The following is a 17,540-nucleotide window of genomic DNA, read 5'->3' on the forward strand; positions in this document are numbered from 1 at the left end:
TTATTGATTTTTTATTATAGGAGCTCAACTATTTACGCAAAAGTGTCGAAAAAGTGTAAGCTATATGATTTTTTTCATCTGGGAGATGTTTTTTGACATCCGTTTCATCCCATAAGTTAGAATCGATCTTGGGGAAAAAAGTATCAGCATCATAACTCTGATGGACTCTGGTAAGGTAGATCTTGTTTACGATGTTTAAGGTTGATTTATAGATTTCAGCACCACCTATAATAAATACTTCTTTTTCAGTAGTACAAAGTGCTAGTGCTTCATCAATATTGCTGACTACTTCAACATCCTGAATTTGAAGCCCAGGAGTTCTTGTCATCACAATATTACGTCTGTTAGGTAATGGTTTACCTATGGAGTCATACGTTTTTCGACCCATAATAATGGTATGGCCCGATGTGATCTCTTTAAAATGTTTTAAATCAGCAGGTAAATGCCATAACAGCTGATTGTCTTTACCTATGGCATTGTTCTCGCCAATAGCAACAACTACGGATATCATCATACAGCTACTACTCCTTTTATATGCGGATGCGCATCGTAATTTATCAACGTAAAATCTTCGTATTTAAAATTGAAGATGTCTTTTACCTCTGGATTTATATGCATAGTAGGCAATTTTTTAGGTTCACGGCTTAATTGTAGCTTTGCTTGTTCAAGATGATTATTGTAGAGATGGGCATCACCAAGTGTATGAATAAAATCACCGTATTGTAAACCACATACCTGAGCTACCATCATTGTAAGTAGAGCATAGGATGCTATATTAAAAGGCACACCTAAAAATATATCAGCACTACGTTGGTAAAGCTGACAGCTTAATTTTCCATCGGCAACATAAAATTGAAAAAAAGCGTGACAAGGTGGAAGCGCCATATTCTCAACTTCTGCAACATTCCATGCAGAAACGATGATCCGTCTGGAGTCTGGGTTGTTTTTAATGGTATTTATGATTTGTGCGATCTGATCGATGTGTCCTCCATCTGGTTTTGGCCATGACCGCCATTGTGAACCATAAACAGGGCCAAGATCGCCATTTTCATCTGCCCACTCATCCCATATTCTAACACCATTGTCTTTTAGGTATTTGATATTGGTATCGCCACTTAAAAACCAGATCAGCTCGTGTATAATAGATTTTAAATGTAGTTTTTTTGTAGTCACAATTGGAAAACCGTCTTGTAGGTTAAAACGCATCTGATATCCAAATACGCTAATTGTTCCAGTACCGGTACGATCGTGTTTTTGAGTGCCATGATCCAGCACATGTTGCATTAGATCTAAATATTGTTTCATCTATTATATTTTTTCAATTGAAAGATAATGTCTTTGATTAACGTTGTGTTGCATTCGATGGGCTGCTTTAAGTACAAAAGTACATATATATGAATGCTTTTAAAAGAATGGGGATTGTTAAATTAAATTTTTGGAGCAAGATTTCAATAATCCTGAAATAATCAAGACGTTCGTTGCGATGCTAATAGAATTTGAAAAACTTTAAATTGTATGAATATGAAAGATGAAAATTATGATGTAGAACAAAATGGTTCGGATAAATCATTAAATCCCTATAAAACAGATGAACCTGAGACAATGACTTTTAATGAAATTGATCTTTCAGGTACTTATTCTTATGCCAGCTATTTAAGTTGGACATTTGAGGAAAGATTAGAGCTTATTAAAGGAAAGATATTTCAGATGTCTGCTCCAACTACAAAGCATCAGATTTGTACGGGGAGTGTTTTTGCAGAGTTACATCAGTTTTTGAAAGGAAAACCTTGCAGGGTTTTTATTTCTCCTTTTGATGTACGTTTCCTGGTGATTCTTTATCCGATCAGGAAGTGTTTACTGTACTTCAGCCAGATATCTGTGTAGTGTGCGACGATCGAAAAATAGATGGCAAAGGTTGCATTGGGGCTCCTGATATAGTTGTAGAAGTGCTTTCGCCTGGCAATAATAAGAAAGATCTTGATTTTAAATTTAAAGTTTATGAAGCTTCTGGGGTCCTTGAGTATTGGGTTTTAGATTCCTACACAGCATCAATATTAAAGTATGTACTTAATGAAGGTGGTTTCTTCGTAGCAAAGCAGCCTTGTTTTGTCAGTGGAATGTTTACTTCAGATGTGCTTCCTGGCTTTTCTTTGAATTTAGAAGAATTGTTTGAGGTTGTTGATTTTTCTGAGTATTAACATATCATTGGTTTTTGGTATTTGCAATTTTAGTAAGTTTGCTTTCCAAAAATTAAATACCACATGTATGCTTGCTTTTGCAAATGCCAAGATTAACCTTGGTTTAAATGTCATAGAAAAAAGGCCAGATGGGTATCATGATATCGAAACTGTATTTTATCCTGTAAAGCTTTACGATGTGGTGGAGTTGACAGATGCGTCGGAAACTTCTTGTTTGATAAAAGGAATCGACGTACCAGGAAATACTGCAGATAATATTTGCATGAAGGCCTTTAAGTCTATTCAAAAGGAATTTGATCTGCCTGAACAGCAAATTACTTTACTTAAAAATATTCCTGTAGGAGCCGGGTTAGGAGGAGGTTCTTCAGATGCAGCTCATTTAGTTAAATTGTTAAATGATAAATTCAAATTGGGTTTGTCAACAGCTGTAATGGAAGACTATGTTCGCCCTTTGGGAGCTGACTGTTCATTCTTTATTAAAAATGAACCAGCATATGCATTTGGTATAGGTGATGAGCTTAATTCAATCGCAATAGATTTGTCAATTTTTTTTCTTGTGTTGGTAAAACCGCCTGTACACGTTTCAACGGCAGATGCTTATGCTGGAATAAAGCCTATAATTCCTAGTAGATGGGTAAAAGATTTAATACATTTGCCTGTGAAAGAATGGAGATCTTGTCTCAAGAATGATTTTGAAACTTCTGTTTTTTCAAAATATCCGGAGATTGAGCAGATCAAATCAAAATTATATCAATCTGGCGCATTATTCTCTTTAATGAGCGGTAGTGGTTCAAGTGTTTTTGCAATTTTTGATCAGCAAGTTCATTTGCCGGAACTAGAGCGTGAAAATAAGGTTTATTATAACATTTAATAAGTTACAGGATTAGTACTTGTACTGATGTTGTGATGGAGGAGAATAACTAATACGAACATGGAAATTAATTTAGTACGTAAAAGCGGTAAGTTTAATTTTGAAGCAGAAAATTCAAGTGGTTTTACTGTTGAGCTTGATGCTAAACCTGCAATTGGTGGAGAAGGCAAGGGTTTTAGACCTATGGAAATGCTTTTAATAGGCTTAGGTGGTTGCAGTGGGATAGATATGGTTAATGTGTTAACCAAGCAGAAAGAGCCTTTGGATGACGTGAAAATTTCAATCAAGGCAACCAGGAAAGATGAAGAAATGCCGCCGATTTTCGACGTAATAGATATTCATTTTAATTTATATGGCGCTTTAAGCGTGACAAAGGTGGAGCGTGCATTAAACATGACATTTGATAAATATTGTTCTGTTTCTAATATTTTGGGACGCTCTGCTACCATTAACTTTACTTATACTATTCATCAATAATAAAATGGAAGAAGAGAATTTCGAAACACTGGCTATACGTTTGCAAGCCGAAAGAACACAATATAAAGAGCATTCTGTGCCACTGTATTTAACGTCAAGTTATAAGTTCGATGATGCAGAGGATATGAGAGCGTTGTTTGCAAACGAAAAAGAAGGGAATGTTTATAGCAGGTATGCTAATCCGAATACAACAGAATTAATTGATAAAATGTCTGTTCTTGAAGGTGCTGAGACAGGTTGGGTTACGGCTTCAGGAATGGCAGCTATATTTACTACTCTTGCCACTTTTTTAAAGTCTGGCGACCATGTATTGTCTAGCCGTTCTGTTTTTGGTTCAACTCATCAGCTATTAAATAATGTTTTTGCAAAATGGGGTATTAATTATACTTATGCGGATTTGGATAAGCCTGAGCAATGGGAAAACAACATACAGCCTAATACAAAAATGATTTTTGTGGAAACGCCGTCTAACCCTGGGATAGATATTATTGATTTGGAATGGTTAGCTAAACTGGCAAAGCAACATAATGTTTTATTAACTGTGGATAATTGCTTTGCTACACCATATTTACAACAACCAATAAAATTGGGTGCTGATATTTCTATTCATTCCGCTACAAAATTTATTGATGGACAGGGCCGTACACTAGGTGGAGTTATATTAGGTTCGAATAAATTAATTAAAGAAATTGAAGGTTTTGCCAGACACAGTGGGCCTGCAATGTCTCCATTTAATGCGTGGTTGTTATCTAAAAGTTTAGAAACACTGGCGGTACGTATGGACAGACATTGTGAAAATGCTTTGAAAGTTGCTGAGTTTTTGCAGAATCATAAAAGTATAAAAAGGGTAATGTACCCTTTTCTGCCTTCTCATCCTCAATATGAAATCGCTAAAAAACAGATGAAACAAGGGGGCGGGATTGTGACAATGGTAATTGAAGGTGGAGTTGAAGTCGCAAGTGCTTTCATGAATAAGTTAAAAATGTTTTCTATTTCTGCTAATCTTGGCGATACCAGGTCTATAGCTACACATCCGGCGACAAGTACACATTCAAAATTGACAGAAGATGAGCGTTTGCAGGTTGGAATCGAACAGGGGACTATTCGTTTATCTATCGGTTTGGAACATATCAATGATATTCTTGAAGATATTAATCAAGCTTTGGCATAGTTGAAAAGAGTTTTTATCAATTAGATAGTGTTTAAAACAAAAGACCGGATTACTGATGAAGTAATCCGGTCTTTTGTTTTATAATGATAAATCTTTTTTACTTGATATATTCTCTGTCTTCGTCGCTTAGATTACTTTTATTGTCATTGCTGTATCCGTCTAACTCTTTATCATACGTGCTTATTGTCGTTTTTGGTCGGCCAGCCCAATATCCGAGGAGGAATCCTACAAAAGTACATACGCCAACAACCACAAGTTTAGAGATGTCCTTTTTAACGACTATGAAGTTAAATTCAACTGCATCAGTATTGATCATTAAAAAAATGGTGATAAGTGCAGTGAAAATGATAATGAAAATGGTTTTTGCTCGCATGATTTAGAAGCTATAGTTTAAAATTAATTCGAATATAGGATTTTGATTGTAAACTTTATTTACGAAGATAAATCTAGTGCCTAAATCAATAATTGGTTGGTAACGGAGTAAATTCATGCTGCTTCGTAATTCAAAACCGTATGTTTTAGGTTGACCCATATCAGTGTCTATACCCAGATTTTCGTAATGGCAAAATAATCCACCGCGTATATTTCTGATGTAAGCAAGTGGACCAAGTTCAGCGTCGGGGAAAGCGAAAGGAAATCTATAGTTGAAAAGCAACGTGTTTTTTAAAAAATTGCGGGCCATGATGTTGTTGTAGCCATATACTGCATTAATTTCATTGTCATACCTTCTTACACCAGATGAATACTGGTAATTGAAATTTGCAGTAAAAGAATGGTTTTTAAATAGACCTGGGAAGTATAAAAAAGCTTCTGCTGCAAATAGCTCTCCATCCAGTCTGTTATCGAAAGGCTGGTGGAGGTAAGTTAGTTTAAGTGTTTGTGCCCATCTTGGTGCAATGTCACGATCAGCTTGTCTTGTGGAATGAGCAAATGAGAATCCGTATTCCATTGGCAATTTTAGACTGGTGATGTAATTGGCTGGCATATTCTGTCCCATATATCTCTGGGTATAACTTGTTGCAGCTTTAAAATTGAAACTATAGTTATCGCCAAGACTATTGAAATTAATTGGGACAAGTGCCTGGAGCTGAATATTGTTTTCTCTCCAATCGCCCTGCATAATGCCTTGGTTAGTAGTATAAAAAGTCCTTCTGGGCCTATTTCTATAGGTACTGCTAATGACTGGATAAAAGCTTTTAAGAATAAACCCTGCATTGTATTCAAAGCGCCTCAGGTCACGATGATACTCCGCACCAACAAATGAGCTGAAAGTGTTGAGTAGGTTATCTGAATTTAGTTGTAGTCCAAAGAGATATTCGTCTTCAATCACGGGAGTTATACTATGCAGGTTGATCAGATTGCCTAAAGCGCGATATGGTTTAGAGTCGTAGATGCTATCAGGGATTTTGCTAAATACATTTCCTGTATTTTCTTGTTTTTCTGCTGCAGCACCAAAATAAACAAAATTGTTTTTGGAGAGAGGTTCTGGTTTTATTGGGGTTTCAGAAATGTCGTAGCCTGTATGCCTAAAATTGTTGAAAATTAATGTCGATGATGTTTTTGAGAATGAAGGATTGAAGGCGCCGTATTTTGCGTTGCTCAGAGCGCTTATTTTTTTTGATATGACGTCTATCTCATAAATGTTGTCGATCCCGTTGTAGTGAGCGTTAAATGCGATCTGTTGACCAATGAATACTGGCCTTGTCAGTTGTTGTTGTGTTGGGGCTATGAGTTCACGTATTTCTCCTGATCTGTTGATGGTGTGCAGCGCCTTGCCTTTTTCGCTCACGCTGATGTAAGCAATGGTATTTCCACTTTCGTCAAATGATGGAGTTTGAAGAATTAAATTTTTAGGGTTCGGGTAAGTGAAAATGATACTTCCGGATTTTGCGTCAAGCTCCACAAGGTTACATTGATTATTCAGTTCGATTTTTACTGCAATTATTTTTTTACCGTCAGCAGAAAGTGAAGGAGCAAAGAGTCTGGATGTTGAACTGAGTTTTTTAACTTTTTTTGTTTTTAGATTATAACTGCAAATGATATTGTAATTGCGTTTTCTATATCTTGGGTCGTATCTCACCTCATCCCAGATTACAAGATCATTAGCATAACTGAACCAGGGTTGTTCCTGGTAGCCGATGTAGAGCAAATGTTTTTCTGTACGATTGCTGTCAATCATAATCAAATGTGTTGCCTCGGTTTTACTTTGCTTTAAAGTTAATATGCAATTGTCATTTAATTTTACAGGAGTAAAGTAGTTGGTTGCATATTTTGCTGGTTTAGTTAGTGACTGGTAATCTACCGTGGATGTTGCTTGATCCTGAGCTGTCCATTTTGTTCTAAGCAGAGAGTCTGTTTGTTTGTACCATTTGTGACTTCCCTTTCCTGTTAGTTTTTTTAATGTGTTAGAAAAAGGGTAAAGGCGAAGCGGTCGTTTCTTGATATCGGTCAGCACTTCCTCAAATATGTTTTCTCCTTGTTGTGTTCTGATGTTCGAAGATAGGAGGTAGCCTAGTTGGTAGTATCCCGGTGTGATGTCAGTGTTTGATCCGAAACTGGCCTTACTGTAAGAAAGTTTTTTCCCTTCAAGCAGGCTTGCTCTATACGGCATGATCCATGATGGTTGTCTTCCGCGTCCGGCATTTGTAAGTGCAGTTTCTGTAGTTACTGCATCGCCTTCAAAAAACCAGATCGGCAGGCTTGCACCGAACCATACAAAGTACACAAGTTCCGGAAATGGTTTAGCTTTTCCACCGGTTAGTTTGTCGAACTGAGCCACGTGCCTGAGTTCGTGAACTGCCAGGTTATTTAGCCAGTCCTGACTGTCGAACTGCTGTGGGGGAGTGCTGAAAAATTCAGACTTTTTTGGGCCTAGTTGGGCGAAGCCATTTGCGATGACTCCCTGGTTTTGGAGGAGTACAGGGATGGTTGTTTTTTTGACTCCCAGGCTACTCCCTACAAGAGGGTAAATATGGGGTAAGGTGTTGGCCATTCTTTGGGCTTCTTTTTCCAGCTCGGTTGGATAGATGATTTTAAAACCGGATGAATTTATTTGGCGCCATTTTACACTAAGTGGGTTTTGTTCTTCGTCGAAAATTTGTGAAAACACTGATTGTGAAATTAAACTTAATATAAGTGTTATTTTAATCTTGATTATCAGTGATTTATACAGTTTATTTTGTTTCATTTAAGTGGTTTACTAAATTAATTAGTATTTTGATTTTTTTATTGCTGTTTTTAGTTAACTTTTTATTTTATATGGTTGTATTATTTTTATTGATATTCAGTTTGTTGAAGTTTTGTTAGTTTTTGGTTGTTTGTTCGTTTTTGTTGGATTTTTATGATGTTTTTAAGCGTTGTTTTAGTGTTTTTTGTGTTCGCTTTAAAAGTAAGTTTAATTGGCAATTAAGATACACTATTTAGGTTGATAAATAAAATTAAATTTAAGCGTAGGATTTTTATTTTGTATACAGAATAGGATGCTTGTCTTTAAATTTCTATGGCTGAAAACCTCTTTTTTTTAGAAGCAATATGCTGGGTTTTCTTGTTGGATTGGGGTGTCTTTTAGAGTGTTTTATAAAGAGCGTAGAGGCTCTGGATAGTCCTTTTTAAGGATAGGTTTTCTTGCCCCTACCCTATGGGTGAGGAGTTCGAAAGTGCTAAATATTGCTGCGTTTTTTGTAGATCGGATATAGGAACACAGCACCCAGAATAATGATGGCGCCGAAGTAAAATCCTATAGACATAGCTTCTTTTGTTCCGAAGAAAATGAAGGCTAATAAGATACCATATACCGGTTCCAGGTTAGTGATTAGAGCTACTCGAAAGGCGGTGATTGTACGCATTACAGATACCCCGGCAACATAGGCAAGCGCTGTGCAAATGGTCCCTAGTAAACCAAGATAAAGCCAGTCCGTACTACTTAGATCGAAGTGTTCTGTGAACAAACTTTGGTCAAATAAACGGTATAAGGTGATCCATAAGAAGGCGCCCATTATCTCATAAAAACTAATGACAAGGGCGTCGCTTTTTTGTACAAGAATGGAATTAATGCTGCCGAAAAGACTGGATGCAAGAGCTGCTGAAAGGCCAAAAATGATGCCTAATGTATATTTTGATTCAAATTTAAAGATTAAATAAATGCCCAGAATGATGATTAATCCAATAACTATATCAGGTATTTGGATGCGTTGTTTCTTTATTATAGGCTCTATTATGGCTGTAAATAACGTAAAGGATGATAGACAGACGAGGGTTACCGAAACGGTTGAAACTTTGATGGCATGGAAAAAAAGAATCCAATGGAGGGCTACAATGCTTCCTGTTAATATGAATTGTAAAAACTGCTTTTTGGTAACTTTTAGGCTGGTTTTACTAAGTTTAAAATATAGGAAAAGCGTAATAGTAGCAATTAATACCCTATGCCAAACCATTTGTACAGCATCTACCGAGATCAATGCACCCAGTATCCCTGTAAAGCCCCAGATAAATACTGTAAAGTGGAGGATCAGTAGGTTTTTATTGCTATTTATAGCTTCCTTTATCATTATTTTGGCGCTTTTCTCAGTAGGTAGTATCCTAATAAACCAAAGAATATGGTGGGAGCTAATACTGCAATAAGCGGTGGCATTCCTCCTTTTAGAGAAAACATTTTTGCGAATTGATTAAATACGATGTAAGCAAAACTTAATAAAATTCCAATTCCAAGAGGTAGTCCAACACCGCCACGAACCTTTCTGGATGATAATGCAACGCCAATAAGTGTAAGTACAAAGGCTGAAAGAGGGTGTAAGTAACGTTTATATTGTTCAAATAGAAGGTCATTCCATATTCCTGATCCCCTGATTTTTTCTTTTTTGATCTTTTCTGAAAGCTCTTTGTTAGTTAGGTTTTCAAAAACGTTATCATATGCAGAGAAATCGTCAGGACGCATATCTAATACGGTATCTTTAGTTAAAGAAGATCCACCAGTGAAAGTTTCTTTAAGTCCATTGATATCTCTTACAGAGTAATTTATAAGCTTCCAGGAGCGTTTTATTGAATCCCATTTGATTTCATCGGCAATTAGCTTTTTAGTCAGTACATCGCCTTTAAAGTTGTCTAATGAGAAACGTGTTCCGGTCTTACTTTTATTGTCAAAGTTGTCTATGTGAATGTAAGTATTGTTATCCAGTTTCATATGGATATTACTTTTACTAGAAGGGTCGTTCTTCTTTACATAGTTGTTTTCAAAGCTGTTTTTAAGCTGATTTGTATAAGGTAGAATGTACAAATTAGAAGCCAGATTGGCTGCAAATATGATAAAAGCAGAGATGAAATAAGGGACAAGGAATCTGTTAAAGCTAACCCCACCACTTAGTATAGGGACAATTTCAGTTTGGTCGGCCATTTTTGCGGTAAAGAAAATTACTGCAATAAAGTTGATTAGGGGCGATAACATATTCACATAATACGGTATAGAACCTGCATAATAAAGGGATATGACCTGCCAAAAAGTAAGGTTGGCGCCTAAAAAATCATCTAGTTTCTCAGATAAATCAAAGATGATGATAATAACAACAAATAGGGTTAGGGTATATAAAAATGTACCCAGATATTTGCTGATGATATACCAGTCGAGAATTTTTATCCTGTCTTTGATAATGTTCATTTATAATTTATTACCTAAAATAGTAACCATTTTGTTTTTCCATGCGTAAAACTCGCCACTTAAGATTTTTTCTCTGGCAGTTTTTACCAACCAAAGGTAAAAATGTAGGTTATGTAGCGTAGCAATTTGTGCACCTAGCATCTCTTTTGAGTGCATTAGATGTCTTAGATAAGCTTTAGAATATACTTGATCGGCAATAAGGTCGCTATCAGCTTCAATGGGAGAGAAATCATCAGCCCATTTTTTATTGCTAATATTTATAACGCCATTTTTAGTGAAAAGCATCCCGTTTCTTGCATTTCTGGTCGGCATAACACAATCAAACATGTCTACACCTAAAGCAATGTTCTCCAGTATATTGATAGGAGTGCCCACACCCATTAGGTAACGTGGCTTTTCTTCAGGCAATATATTACATACGACTTCCGTCATTCCATACATTTCCTCCGCTGGTTCACCTACAGAAAGTCCTCCAATAGCATTTCCTTCTCTGTCCATCGAAGCTATGAATTCTGCAGATTTTATTCTTAAGTCCTTGTATACAGATCCTTGTACAATTGGAAATAGCGTTTGGTTGAAGCCGTATTTTGGTTCTGTAATGTCGAAACGTGTGCAGCAACGCTTTAACCAACGGTGTGTCATGTTGATAGAATTTGCGGCATATTTATAATCGCAAGGATAGGGCGTACATTCATCAAAGGCCATAATAATATCGGCTCCAATTGTGCGTTGGATATCCATTGCGTATTCAGGCGTGAAAAGATGTTTTGATCCGTCTATATGTGAACGAAATGTAACACCTTCTTCCTTGATTTTTCTTACTTTACTTAAAGAATATACTTGATAACCTCCACTGTCAGTCAAAATTGGCCTGTCCCAACCTATAAATTTATGCAGGCCGCCGGCTTGTTCCAGAACATTTAATCCAGGTCTCAGATATAAATGGTAAGTATTTCCTAAGATGATTTTAGCGTCGATATCATTTTTAAGCTGTTGCTGATTTATGGATTTAACTGTTCCTGCTGTTCCAACAGGCATGAAAATAGGTGTTTGTATTTCCCCATGATCTGTAGTTATTGTTCCTGCTCTTGCTTTTGAATTTATATCTTTCCCTTGTAAATTGAATTTCATCTTTATGTGTTTATTGTTTTAAGGAGGGCTAATGCTTAATCTCCTTGAAAATCTGCGCAAAAATAGCAAAAAACAAGCTATTAATAGGTTAAATTTTTTATCAACATAAAGGAACATTACAGATTAAAAATCAGAAATTTGACCCTTTCAAAATTACATCGTGGAATTAAGCTTTTTAGATGGCGTTTTATTTGGACGCTTTGAGTACTACCTGCTCGGTATTTTATTTTTTTGTTTTCTTATTCAGCTATACTTTAGCTTGTTTGTTCACTTACGTTTAGCACGTTTAAGAATAGATACGTTATCTGAAAATGCCAGAAAGCCATTAAGTGTAGTGATTTGTGCCCGCAACGAGGCCGAAAATCTTAAGCAGTATTTACCTTTAGTATTAGAGCAGGATTATCCGGATTTTGAAGTTGTTGTAGTAAATGACCGTTCCTGGGATGGAACAGAGGATCTACTTAAAGATTTTTCAAAGCAGTATAAGCACTTAAAGATAGTAACGGTACTTGATGGAGAGCGTTTTATTGCCGGAAAGAAATTTGCAGCAACGATGGGGATTAAAGCGGCAAAGAACGAATGGTTAGTATTTACCGATGCAGATTGTTTTCCGGCATCATCGAAATGGTTGTATGGAATGCAGCAGCCGGAGCAGGAGGACACAGAAATTTTATTAGGCTATTCTCCATATTTAAAAAAGAGAGGGTTATTAAATGCGTTGATTCGTTTTGAGACTTTTTTTACTGCTGTGAATTACCTTTCATTTGCTATAAAAGGTATGCCTTATATGGGAGTTGGGAGAAATATGGCTTATAAAAAGTCGTTGTTTTTTAAGAATAAAGGCTTTGCTGCGCATATGCATATCCCTTCCGGTGATGATGACCTTTTTGTAAATGCTCATGCACATAATGGAAATACCGGAATTTGTATTCATCCTGATGCTCAGGTATGGAGCGAACCAAATACCAGCTTTGGTGCATATTTACGGCAAAAGAAGCGTCATTTTGGTGCAGGGAAATTGTATAAACCCAAACATAAATTTATTTTGTCTGCGCAGATCATCATACAATTTCTATTTTATGTTACCTTAGTTGTACTGATGTGTTTCAAATCAACACTTTATCTGGCTTTGGGTGTGCTGGCTTTAAGTATTGTAATCAGGTGTTTTATTTACCCGCGGATTCTCAAACGTTTAAATTATGGAGATTTAAAATGGTGGTTCCCGGTTTTAGATATGCTATTATTCATTTTTTTAGTGTTTAACGGCATTCTGTCTATATTTGTCAAAAAAGTTAAGTGGAAATGAAATCAGCGTTAATACAGAAATATTTTAAGGATCTTACTGAACAGCAAATTGCACAGTTTGATCAGTTGTATGATTTATACAGTTTTTGGAATGCACAGATCAATGTGATTTCCAGAAAAGATATTGATGAGCTTTATGAACGTCATATTTTACATTCACTTGGCATTGCAAAATTTTGCACTTTTAAACCGGGAGAGACTGTTTTAGATGTTGGTACTGGTGGTGGTTTTCCAGGAATTCCATTGGCCATTTTATTTCCTGAAACTGAATTTCATTTGGTAGATTCAATTGGTAAAAAGATAAAAGTAGTTGCAGAAGTAGCACATTCATTAGGCTTAAAGAATGTAACAGCAAGTCATTTGAGAGCAGAACAAGTAATCGATAAATATGATTTTGTAGTTTCAAGAGCAGTAACACGCCTGATTGACTTCTATCCATGGGTAAAAGGGAAATTTAATAAAGAATCTAAAAATGCCATTCAAAATGGGATTTTATATTTAAAAGGAGGTGATTTATCTGAAGAGATTGCTGAATCTCGTTTAAAAGCTGAATTATATCCACTTTCTGAATACTTTGAAGAAGAATTTTTCGAAACTAAATACGTTGTTTACATCCCACAATAGCACTGTTTATTAAAACCAGCTCATTATTTGTGCTTGCTTTATGCGTAAATGCATAAGTTAGCCTATGAGTCTTATCCATAAAATTGGCCTCACCTTAATAAAGGGTGTTGGACATGTACATGCTAAGAATTTACTAGATCATTTTGGTTCTGCTGAAGCTATTTTTAAGGCTAAAGGGAATCAATTGATGGAAGTAAGTGGTATAGGTCCTGTTATTTCTGGCCTGATTTTAAGTAATAATGTCTTAAAAGAAGCCGAAAAGCAGCTGGTGTTTATCAGAAAACATAAGGTGCAAGTGCTTTTTTACACTGATATTTCTTATCCTCAAAGATTAAAATACTGTCATGATGCCCCTGTGTTATTGTATTATAAGGGGAACATAGATTTAAATCATCCTAGGATTATCAGCGTAGTGGGAACCCGAAATGCTACTGCTTATGGTAGAATGTTGTGCCAGCAACTTACAGAATCCCTTGCGCCATATGGTGTTGTGATTATAAGTGGACTTGCATATGGTATTGACGTAACTATACATAAAGAGAGTTTACATCTTAATATACCTACAATAGGGGTGATGGCACATGGATTAGACCGCATTTACCCTCCTTCGCATAAGCCAATAGCACAAAAAATGTTGCTGAATGGTGGATTGCTAACTGAATTTATACCAGGAACAATCCCTGATAAAGAGAACTTTCCGAAAAGGAACCGGATTATAGCTGGCCTTGCAGATGCAATAGTTGTGGTAGAGGCAGCTGGGAAAGGAGGCGCACTGATTACAGCAGATATTGCAAATTCCTATGATAGGGATGTATTTGCTTTCCCTGGCCGAATAAATGATCCCTGCTCTGAGGGTTGTAATTTTCTGATTAAGACACATAGAGCAGGCTTGATTAATCATGCTAAAGACCTAATTTATTATCTGGGATGGAATGATAAGTTATCAGATCAAAGTGGATTGCAATCTAAATTAGCTTTAAATTTTTCCACTGAAGAACAGAAAATAGTCGAAATATTAAGCGATGTAACTCTTTCTGTAGATAAGTTGGTGTTAGGTTCTGGCTTTAGTCAGAGTAAACTGGCAATGCTTTTGTTAAATCTCGAAATACAGGGAATTGTGACAGCTTTGCCAGGGAAAGTCTATAAATTAAATTGATATATTTTTTGCTTCACCTTATTTACATCTGTTTTTAAGTCTACTATAATACTAGATTAAAATATAATTTTGCAAAATGGATTATATTGATATTATATTTCGAATATTTATTTGTATGTAAAATTCCAATCTTCAATCTGTATTTTTGCCTTATGTGGTATAATAATATTTTGGAAACTATTGGCAATACGCCATTGGTAAAATTGAATAACATTACTAAGGAAATTCCTGCAACTGTGCTGGCTAAAATTGAAACAACCAACCCGGGTAATTCTATTAAGGATCGTATGGCTGTAAAGATGATAGAGGAAGCAGAGAAGAGTGGATTGCTAAAACCTGGCGGTACTATTATAGAAGGAACATCCGGTAATACTGGCATGGGACTGGCTATGGCGGCTATTATTAAAGGATACAAGTGTATTTTTACAACTACAGATAAGCAATCCAAGGAAAAAGTAGATGCTTTAAGGGCTTTTGGTGCTGAAGTTATCGTGTGTCCTACTAATGTTGAGCCTGAAGACCCAAGGTCTTATTATTCGGTTTCTTCACGTTTAGAACGTGAAGTTCCAAATTCCTGGAAGCCAAATCAATATGATAACCTGGCCAATTCGGCGGCGCATTATGAGCAGACTGGTCCTGAAATCTGGCAGCAGACTGAAGGCAAAATTACCCATCTTGTAGTAGGGGTAGGTACTGGTGGAACAATTTCTGGAACCGGTAGGTATTTAAAAGAGAAGAATCCTGATATTAAGGTCTGGGGAATAGATACTTATGGCTCAGTGTTTAAGAAGTATAAGGAAACGGGTATTTTAGATAAGAATGAAATTTATCCTTATATCACCGAAGGAATTGGCGAGGATTTCTTGCCAAAGAATGTAGATTTCGACATTATTGATCTGTTTGAGAAGGTAACAGATAAGGATGCAGCATTAATGACTCGTGATATTGCGCGTAAAGAGGGGATTTTTGTGGGTAATTCAGCAGGCTCGGCTATTGCAGGATTGCTGCAACTAAAAGATAAATTAAAACCTGAAGATGTTGTGGTAGTCATATTTCATGATCACGGAAGTCGGTATATGGGGAAAATGTACAACGAAGATTGGCTAAGAGAGCGTGGTTTCCTTAAAGATGAGAAGTTAACAGCTCGCTCAATCATTGAGAAGAAAGAAAATACAGAGATCATTACTATTGATTGTGAAAAGACTATTCTTGAAGCAATTAATAATATGAATACCTTGAATATTTCTCAAATACCTGTTACACAGAAAGGAATGGTTGTGGGTAAGTTGGCAGAAGGGGATATTTTAAAGGCTTTACTTGAGAATCCATCACTAAAATCTGCTCCTGTAGAACAGATTATGTCTGCCGGATTTCCATTTGTAGATATGAACACTTCTATAGATAGAATTTCTTCTTTAATTAATAAGGAGAATAGTGCAGTTCTTGTTGAAGATGAGCAAGGAAAAATTGAAATTATTACCCAGTATGATATTATTAATGCAATTTCTGGTTAAATAAAGAAGCTCTGAATTGAAAAACCCCAAGAAGTTAGATACTTTCTGGGGTTTTTTATTAGAATGTTTTTGTTGTATTAATGAGTAGGAGCAGATGCTTCTACTCGTTTAATATCAGCACCCAAGGCCCGTAAACGTGTATCAATATCCTGGTATCCACGCTCAATTTGTTCTATATTGAAGATTGTAGATTTCCCTTCGGCTGATAAAGCGGCGATTAACAAAGAAACACCAGCCCTAATATCAGGAGAAGTCATACTAATTCCCCTTAATTTGTATTTTTTATCAATTCCATTTACCGAAGCACGATGTGGATCGCAAAGAATAATCTGTGCCCCCATATCAATTAGTTTATCTACAAAGAATAATCTGCTTTCAAACATTTTCTGATGTATCAATACATTTCCTCTTGCTTGTGTAGCTACAACTAAAACAATACTCAGTAGATCTGGAGTAAATCCAGGCCATGGAGAATCTGCTATAGTTAGCATGGAACCATCTATAAATGATTCAATTACATAGTGCTTTTGAGAAGGGATATAAATATCATCACCTTTTAATTCAAATTTAATTCCCAGTTTTTTAAATACATCAGGGATTACACCAAGTTCTGAATAGCATACATTTTTAATTGTAATCTCAGACTCTGTCATAGCTGCTAAGCCAATAAAAGAGCCTATTTCTATCATGTCAGGAAGCATTCTATGCTCAGTTCCCCCTAGTTTGCTAACGCCTTCTATGGTTAGAAGATTTGAACCTACACCAGAAATTTTTGCACCCATGCGGTTAAGCATTTTACACAATTGTTGTAGATATGGTTCGCAGGCAGCATTGTAAATGGTAGTTGTTCCTTTGGCAAGTACGGCTGCCATTACGATGTTTGCAGTACCTGTTACAGAAGCCTCATCAAGTAGAATATAAGCCCCTTTTAAATTGGTTGCATCTACATTGAAGAATTCTTTTTTGCTGTCGTACACAAACTTAGCACCTAATTTTTCAAAGCCAATAAAATGAGTATCTAGTCTGCGACGACCTATTTTATCACCTCCTGGTTTAGGTATTGCTGCTTTGCCAAAACGACCTAATAAAGGGCCTACAATCATGATTGAGCCTCTTAATCCTCCTCCTTTTTTCTTAAATATATCAGATTGAAAAAAATCAAGATTAATATCTTTAGCTTCAAATGTATAAGTGTCTTTACTCAGGCGTTCAATTGTAACGCCCATATCACCCAGTAGTTCAATAAGTTTGTTAACATCCTTAATGTCAGGAATGTTGCTGATAGTAATTTTCTGATCAGTTAATAAAACTGCGGCAATAATTTGCAAGGCTTCATTCTTAGCTCCCTGAGGTTGGATTTCGCCCTTTAATTTCTTACCGCCAATTATTTCAAATGCGTTCATGTTATTCGTAAGGTGTATGGATGATAAAAAACGAGTATAA

At 36.1% G+C, this 17,540-nt stretch carries 17 protein-coding genes; 9 read left to right on the plus strand and 8 right to left on the minus strand.

Going from position 1 to position 17,540, the window contains the following annotated elements; genetic code table 11:
* Nucleotides 1-28: 28 nt before the first annotated feature.
* On the minus strand, nucleotides 29-514 hold the full coding sequence (locus tag ABDJ41_RS11580; protein WP_349786168.1) for a dihydrofolate reductase: 486 nt from the start codon (nucleotides 512-514) through the stop codon (nucleotides 29-31).
* Nucleotides 511-1,305, minus strand: coding sequence for a thymidylate synthase (locus tag ABDJ41_RS11585; protein ID WP_349786169.1), 795 nt, complete (start codon nucleotides 1,303-1,305; stop codon nucleotides 511-513). The genes ABDJ41_RS11580 and ABDJ41_RS11585 overlap by 4 nt, the downstream gene beginning before the upstream one ends.
* A 216-nt stretch (nucleotides 1,306-1,521) precedes the next feature.
* Between ABDJ41_RS11585 and ABDJ41_RS11590 the strand changes: the two genes are divergently transcribed.
* The 5 genes from ABDJ41_RS11590 to ABDJ41_RS11610 all read left to right on the plus strand — a co-directional run bounded on the left by ABDJ41_RS11590 (nucleotide 1,522) and on the right by ABDJ41_RS11610 (nucleotide 4,717).
* Nucleotides 1,522-1,884, plus strand: a complete 363-nt coding sequence (locus tag ABDJ41_RS11590; RefSeq protein ID WP_349786171.1) for a Uma2 family endonuclease — start codon at nucleotides 1,522-1,524, stop codon at nucleotides 1,882-1,884.
* Complete coding sequence (locus ABDJ41_RS11595; protein ID WP_349786172.1) at nucleotides 1,884-2,198, plus strand: Uma2 family endonuclease; 315 nt, start codon at nucleotides 1,884-1,886, stop codon at nucleotides 2,196-2,198. Before ABDJ41_RS11590 ends, ABDJ41_RS11595 begins: the two co-directional genes overlap by 1 nt.
* A gap of 67 nt (nucleotides 2,199-2,265) precedes the next feature.
* Nucleotides 2,266-3,069, plus strand: a complete 804-nt coding sequence (gene ispE / locus ABDJ41_RS11600) for a 4-(cytidine 5'-diphospho)-2-C-methyl-D-erythritol kinase (RefSeq protein WP_349786173.1) — start codon at nucleotides 2,266-2,268, stop codon at nucleotides 3,067-3,069.
* 60 nt (nucleotides 3,070-3,129) lie between these two features.
* Nucleotides 3,130-3,546, plus strand: a complete 417-nt coding sequence (locus ABDJ41_RS11605) for an OsmC family protein (protein ID WP_349786174.1) — start codon at nucleotides 3,130-3,132, stop codon at nucleotides 3,544-3,546.
* A gap of 4 nt (nucleotides 3,547-3,550) precedes the next feature.
* Nucleotides 3,551-4,717 (plus strand): trans-sulfuration enzyme family protein, encoded by a 1,167-nt coding sequence (locus tag ABDJ41_RS11610; RefSeq protein ID WP_349786175.1) that lies wholly within the window; start codon nucleotides 3,551-3,553, stop codon nucleotides 4,715-4,717.
* A 97-nt stretch (nucleotides 4,718-4,814) separates the two neighbouring features.
* On the opposite strand, the gene ABDJ41_RS11615 is transcribed toward ABDJ41_RS11610, so the two are convergent.
* The 5 genes from ABDJ41_RS11615 to tgt form a co-directional block, all read right to left on the minus strand.
* Entirely contained in the window at nucleotides 4,815-5,090 is a 276-nt protein-coding gene (locus ABDJ41_RS11615) for a LapA family protein (RefSeq protein ID WP_349786176.1), read from the minus strand.
* Between the two features lie 3 nt (nucleotides 5,091-5,093).
* On the minus strand, nucleotides 5,094-7,826 hold the full coding sequence (locus tag ABDJ41_RS11620; protein ID WP_349786177.1) for a TolB family protein: 2,733 nt from the start codon (nucleotides 7,824-7,826) through the stop codon (nucleotides 5,094-5,096).
* A 550-nt stretch (nucleotides 7,827-8,376) separates the two neighbouring features.
* The gene (locus ABDJ41_RS11625; protein WP_349786178.1) at nucleotides 8,377-9,264 is read right to left on the minus strand and encodes a DMT family transporter; all 888 of its coding nucleotides are present in this window, start codon (nucleotides 9,262-9,264) and stop codon (nucleotides 8,377-8,379) included.
* Nucleotides 9,264-10,367, minus strand: a complete 1,104-nt coding sequence (locus ABDJ41_RS11630) for an LptF/LptG family permease (RefSeq protein ID WP_349786179.1) — start codon at nucleotides 10,365-10,367, stop codon at nucleotides 9,264-9,266. The genes ABDJ41_RS11625 and ABDJ41_RS11630 overlap by 1 nt, the downstream gene beginning before the upstream one ends.
* Nucleotides 10,368-11,498, minus strand: a complete 1,131-nt coding sequence (tgt, locus tag ABDJ41_RS11635; protein ID WP_349786180.1) for a tRNA guanosine(34) transglycosylase Tgt — start codon at nucleotides 11,496-11,498, stop codon at nucleotides 10,368-10,370.
* 160 nt (nucleotides 11,499-11,658) lie between these two features.
* On the opposite strand from tgt, the gene ABDJ41_RS11640 reads away from it, so the two are divergent.
* The 4 genes from ABDJ41_RS11640 (at nucleotide 11,659) to ABDJ41_RS11655 (ending at nucleotide 16,097) form a co-directional block, all read left to right on the plus strand.
* On the plus strand, nucleotides 11,659-12,804 hold the full coding sequence (locus tag ABDJ41_RS11640) for a glycosyltransferase (protein WP_349786181.1): 1,146 nt from the start codon (nucleotides 11,659-11,661) through the stop codon (nucleotides 12,802-12,804).
* Entirely contained in the window at nucleotides 12,801-13,427 is a 627-nt protein-coding gene (gene rsmG / locus ABDJ41_RS11645) for a 16S rRNA (guanine(527)-N(7))-methyltransferase RsmG (RefSeq protein ID WP_349786182.1), read from the plus strand. Before ABDJ41_RS11640 ends, rsmG begins: the two co-directional genes overlap by 4 nt.
* Before the next feature lie 64 nt (nucleotides 13,428-13,491).
* The gene (gene dprA, locus ABDJ41_RS11650) at nucleotides 13,492-14,583 is read left to right on the plus strand and encodes a DNA-processing protein DprA (protein WP_349786183.1); all 1,092 of its coding nucleotides are present in this window, start codon (nucleotides 13,492-13,494) and stop codon (nucleotides 14,581-14,583) included.
* A 152-nt stretch (nucleotides 14,584-14,735) separates the two neighbouring features.
* Nucleotides 14,736-16,097, plus strand: coding sequence for a pyridoxal-phosphate dependent enzyme (locus ABDJ41_RS11655; RefSeq protein WP_349786184.1), 1,362 nt, complete (start codon nucleotides 14,736-14,738; stop codon nucleotides 16,095-16,097).
* A 77-nt stretch (nucleotides 16,098-16,174) separates the two neighbouring features.
* On the opposite strand, the gene murA is transcribed toward ABDJ41_RS11655, so the two are convergent.
* Complete coding sequence (murA, locus tag ABDJ41_RS11660) at nucleotides 16,175-17,500, minus strand: UDP-N-acetylglucosamine 1-carboxyvinyltransferase (protein WP_349786185.1); 1,326 nt, start codon at nucleotides 17,498-17,500, stop codon at nucleotides 16,175-16,177.
* Nucleotides 17,501-17,540 lie beyond the last annotated feature (40 nt).

This window comes from Pedobacter sp. ASV1-7, from assembly GCF_040203335.1.
In the GTDB taxonomy this organism is placed as follows: Bacteria; Bacteroidota; Bacteroidia; order Sphingobacteriales; family Sphingobacteriaceae; genus Pedobacter.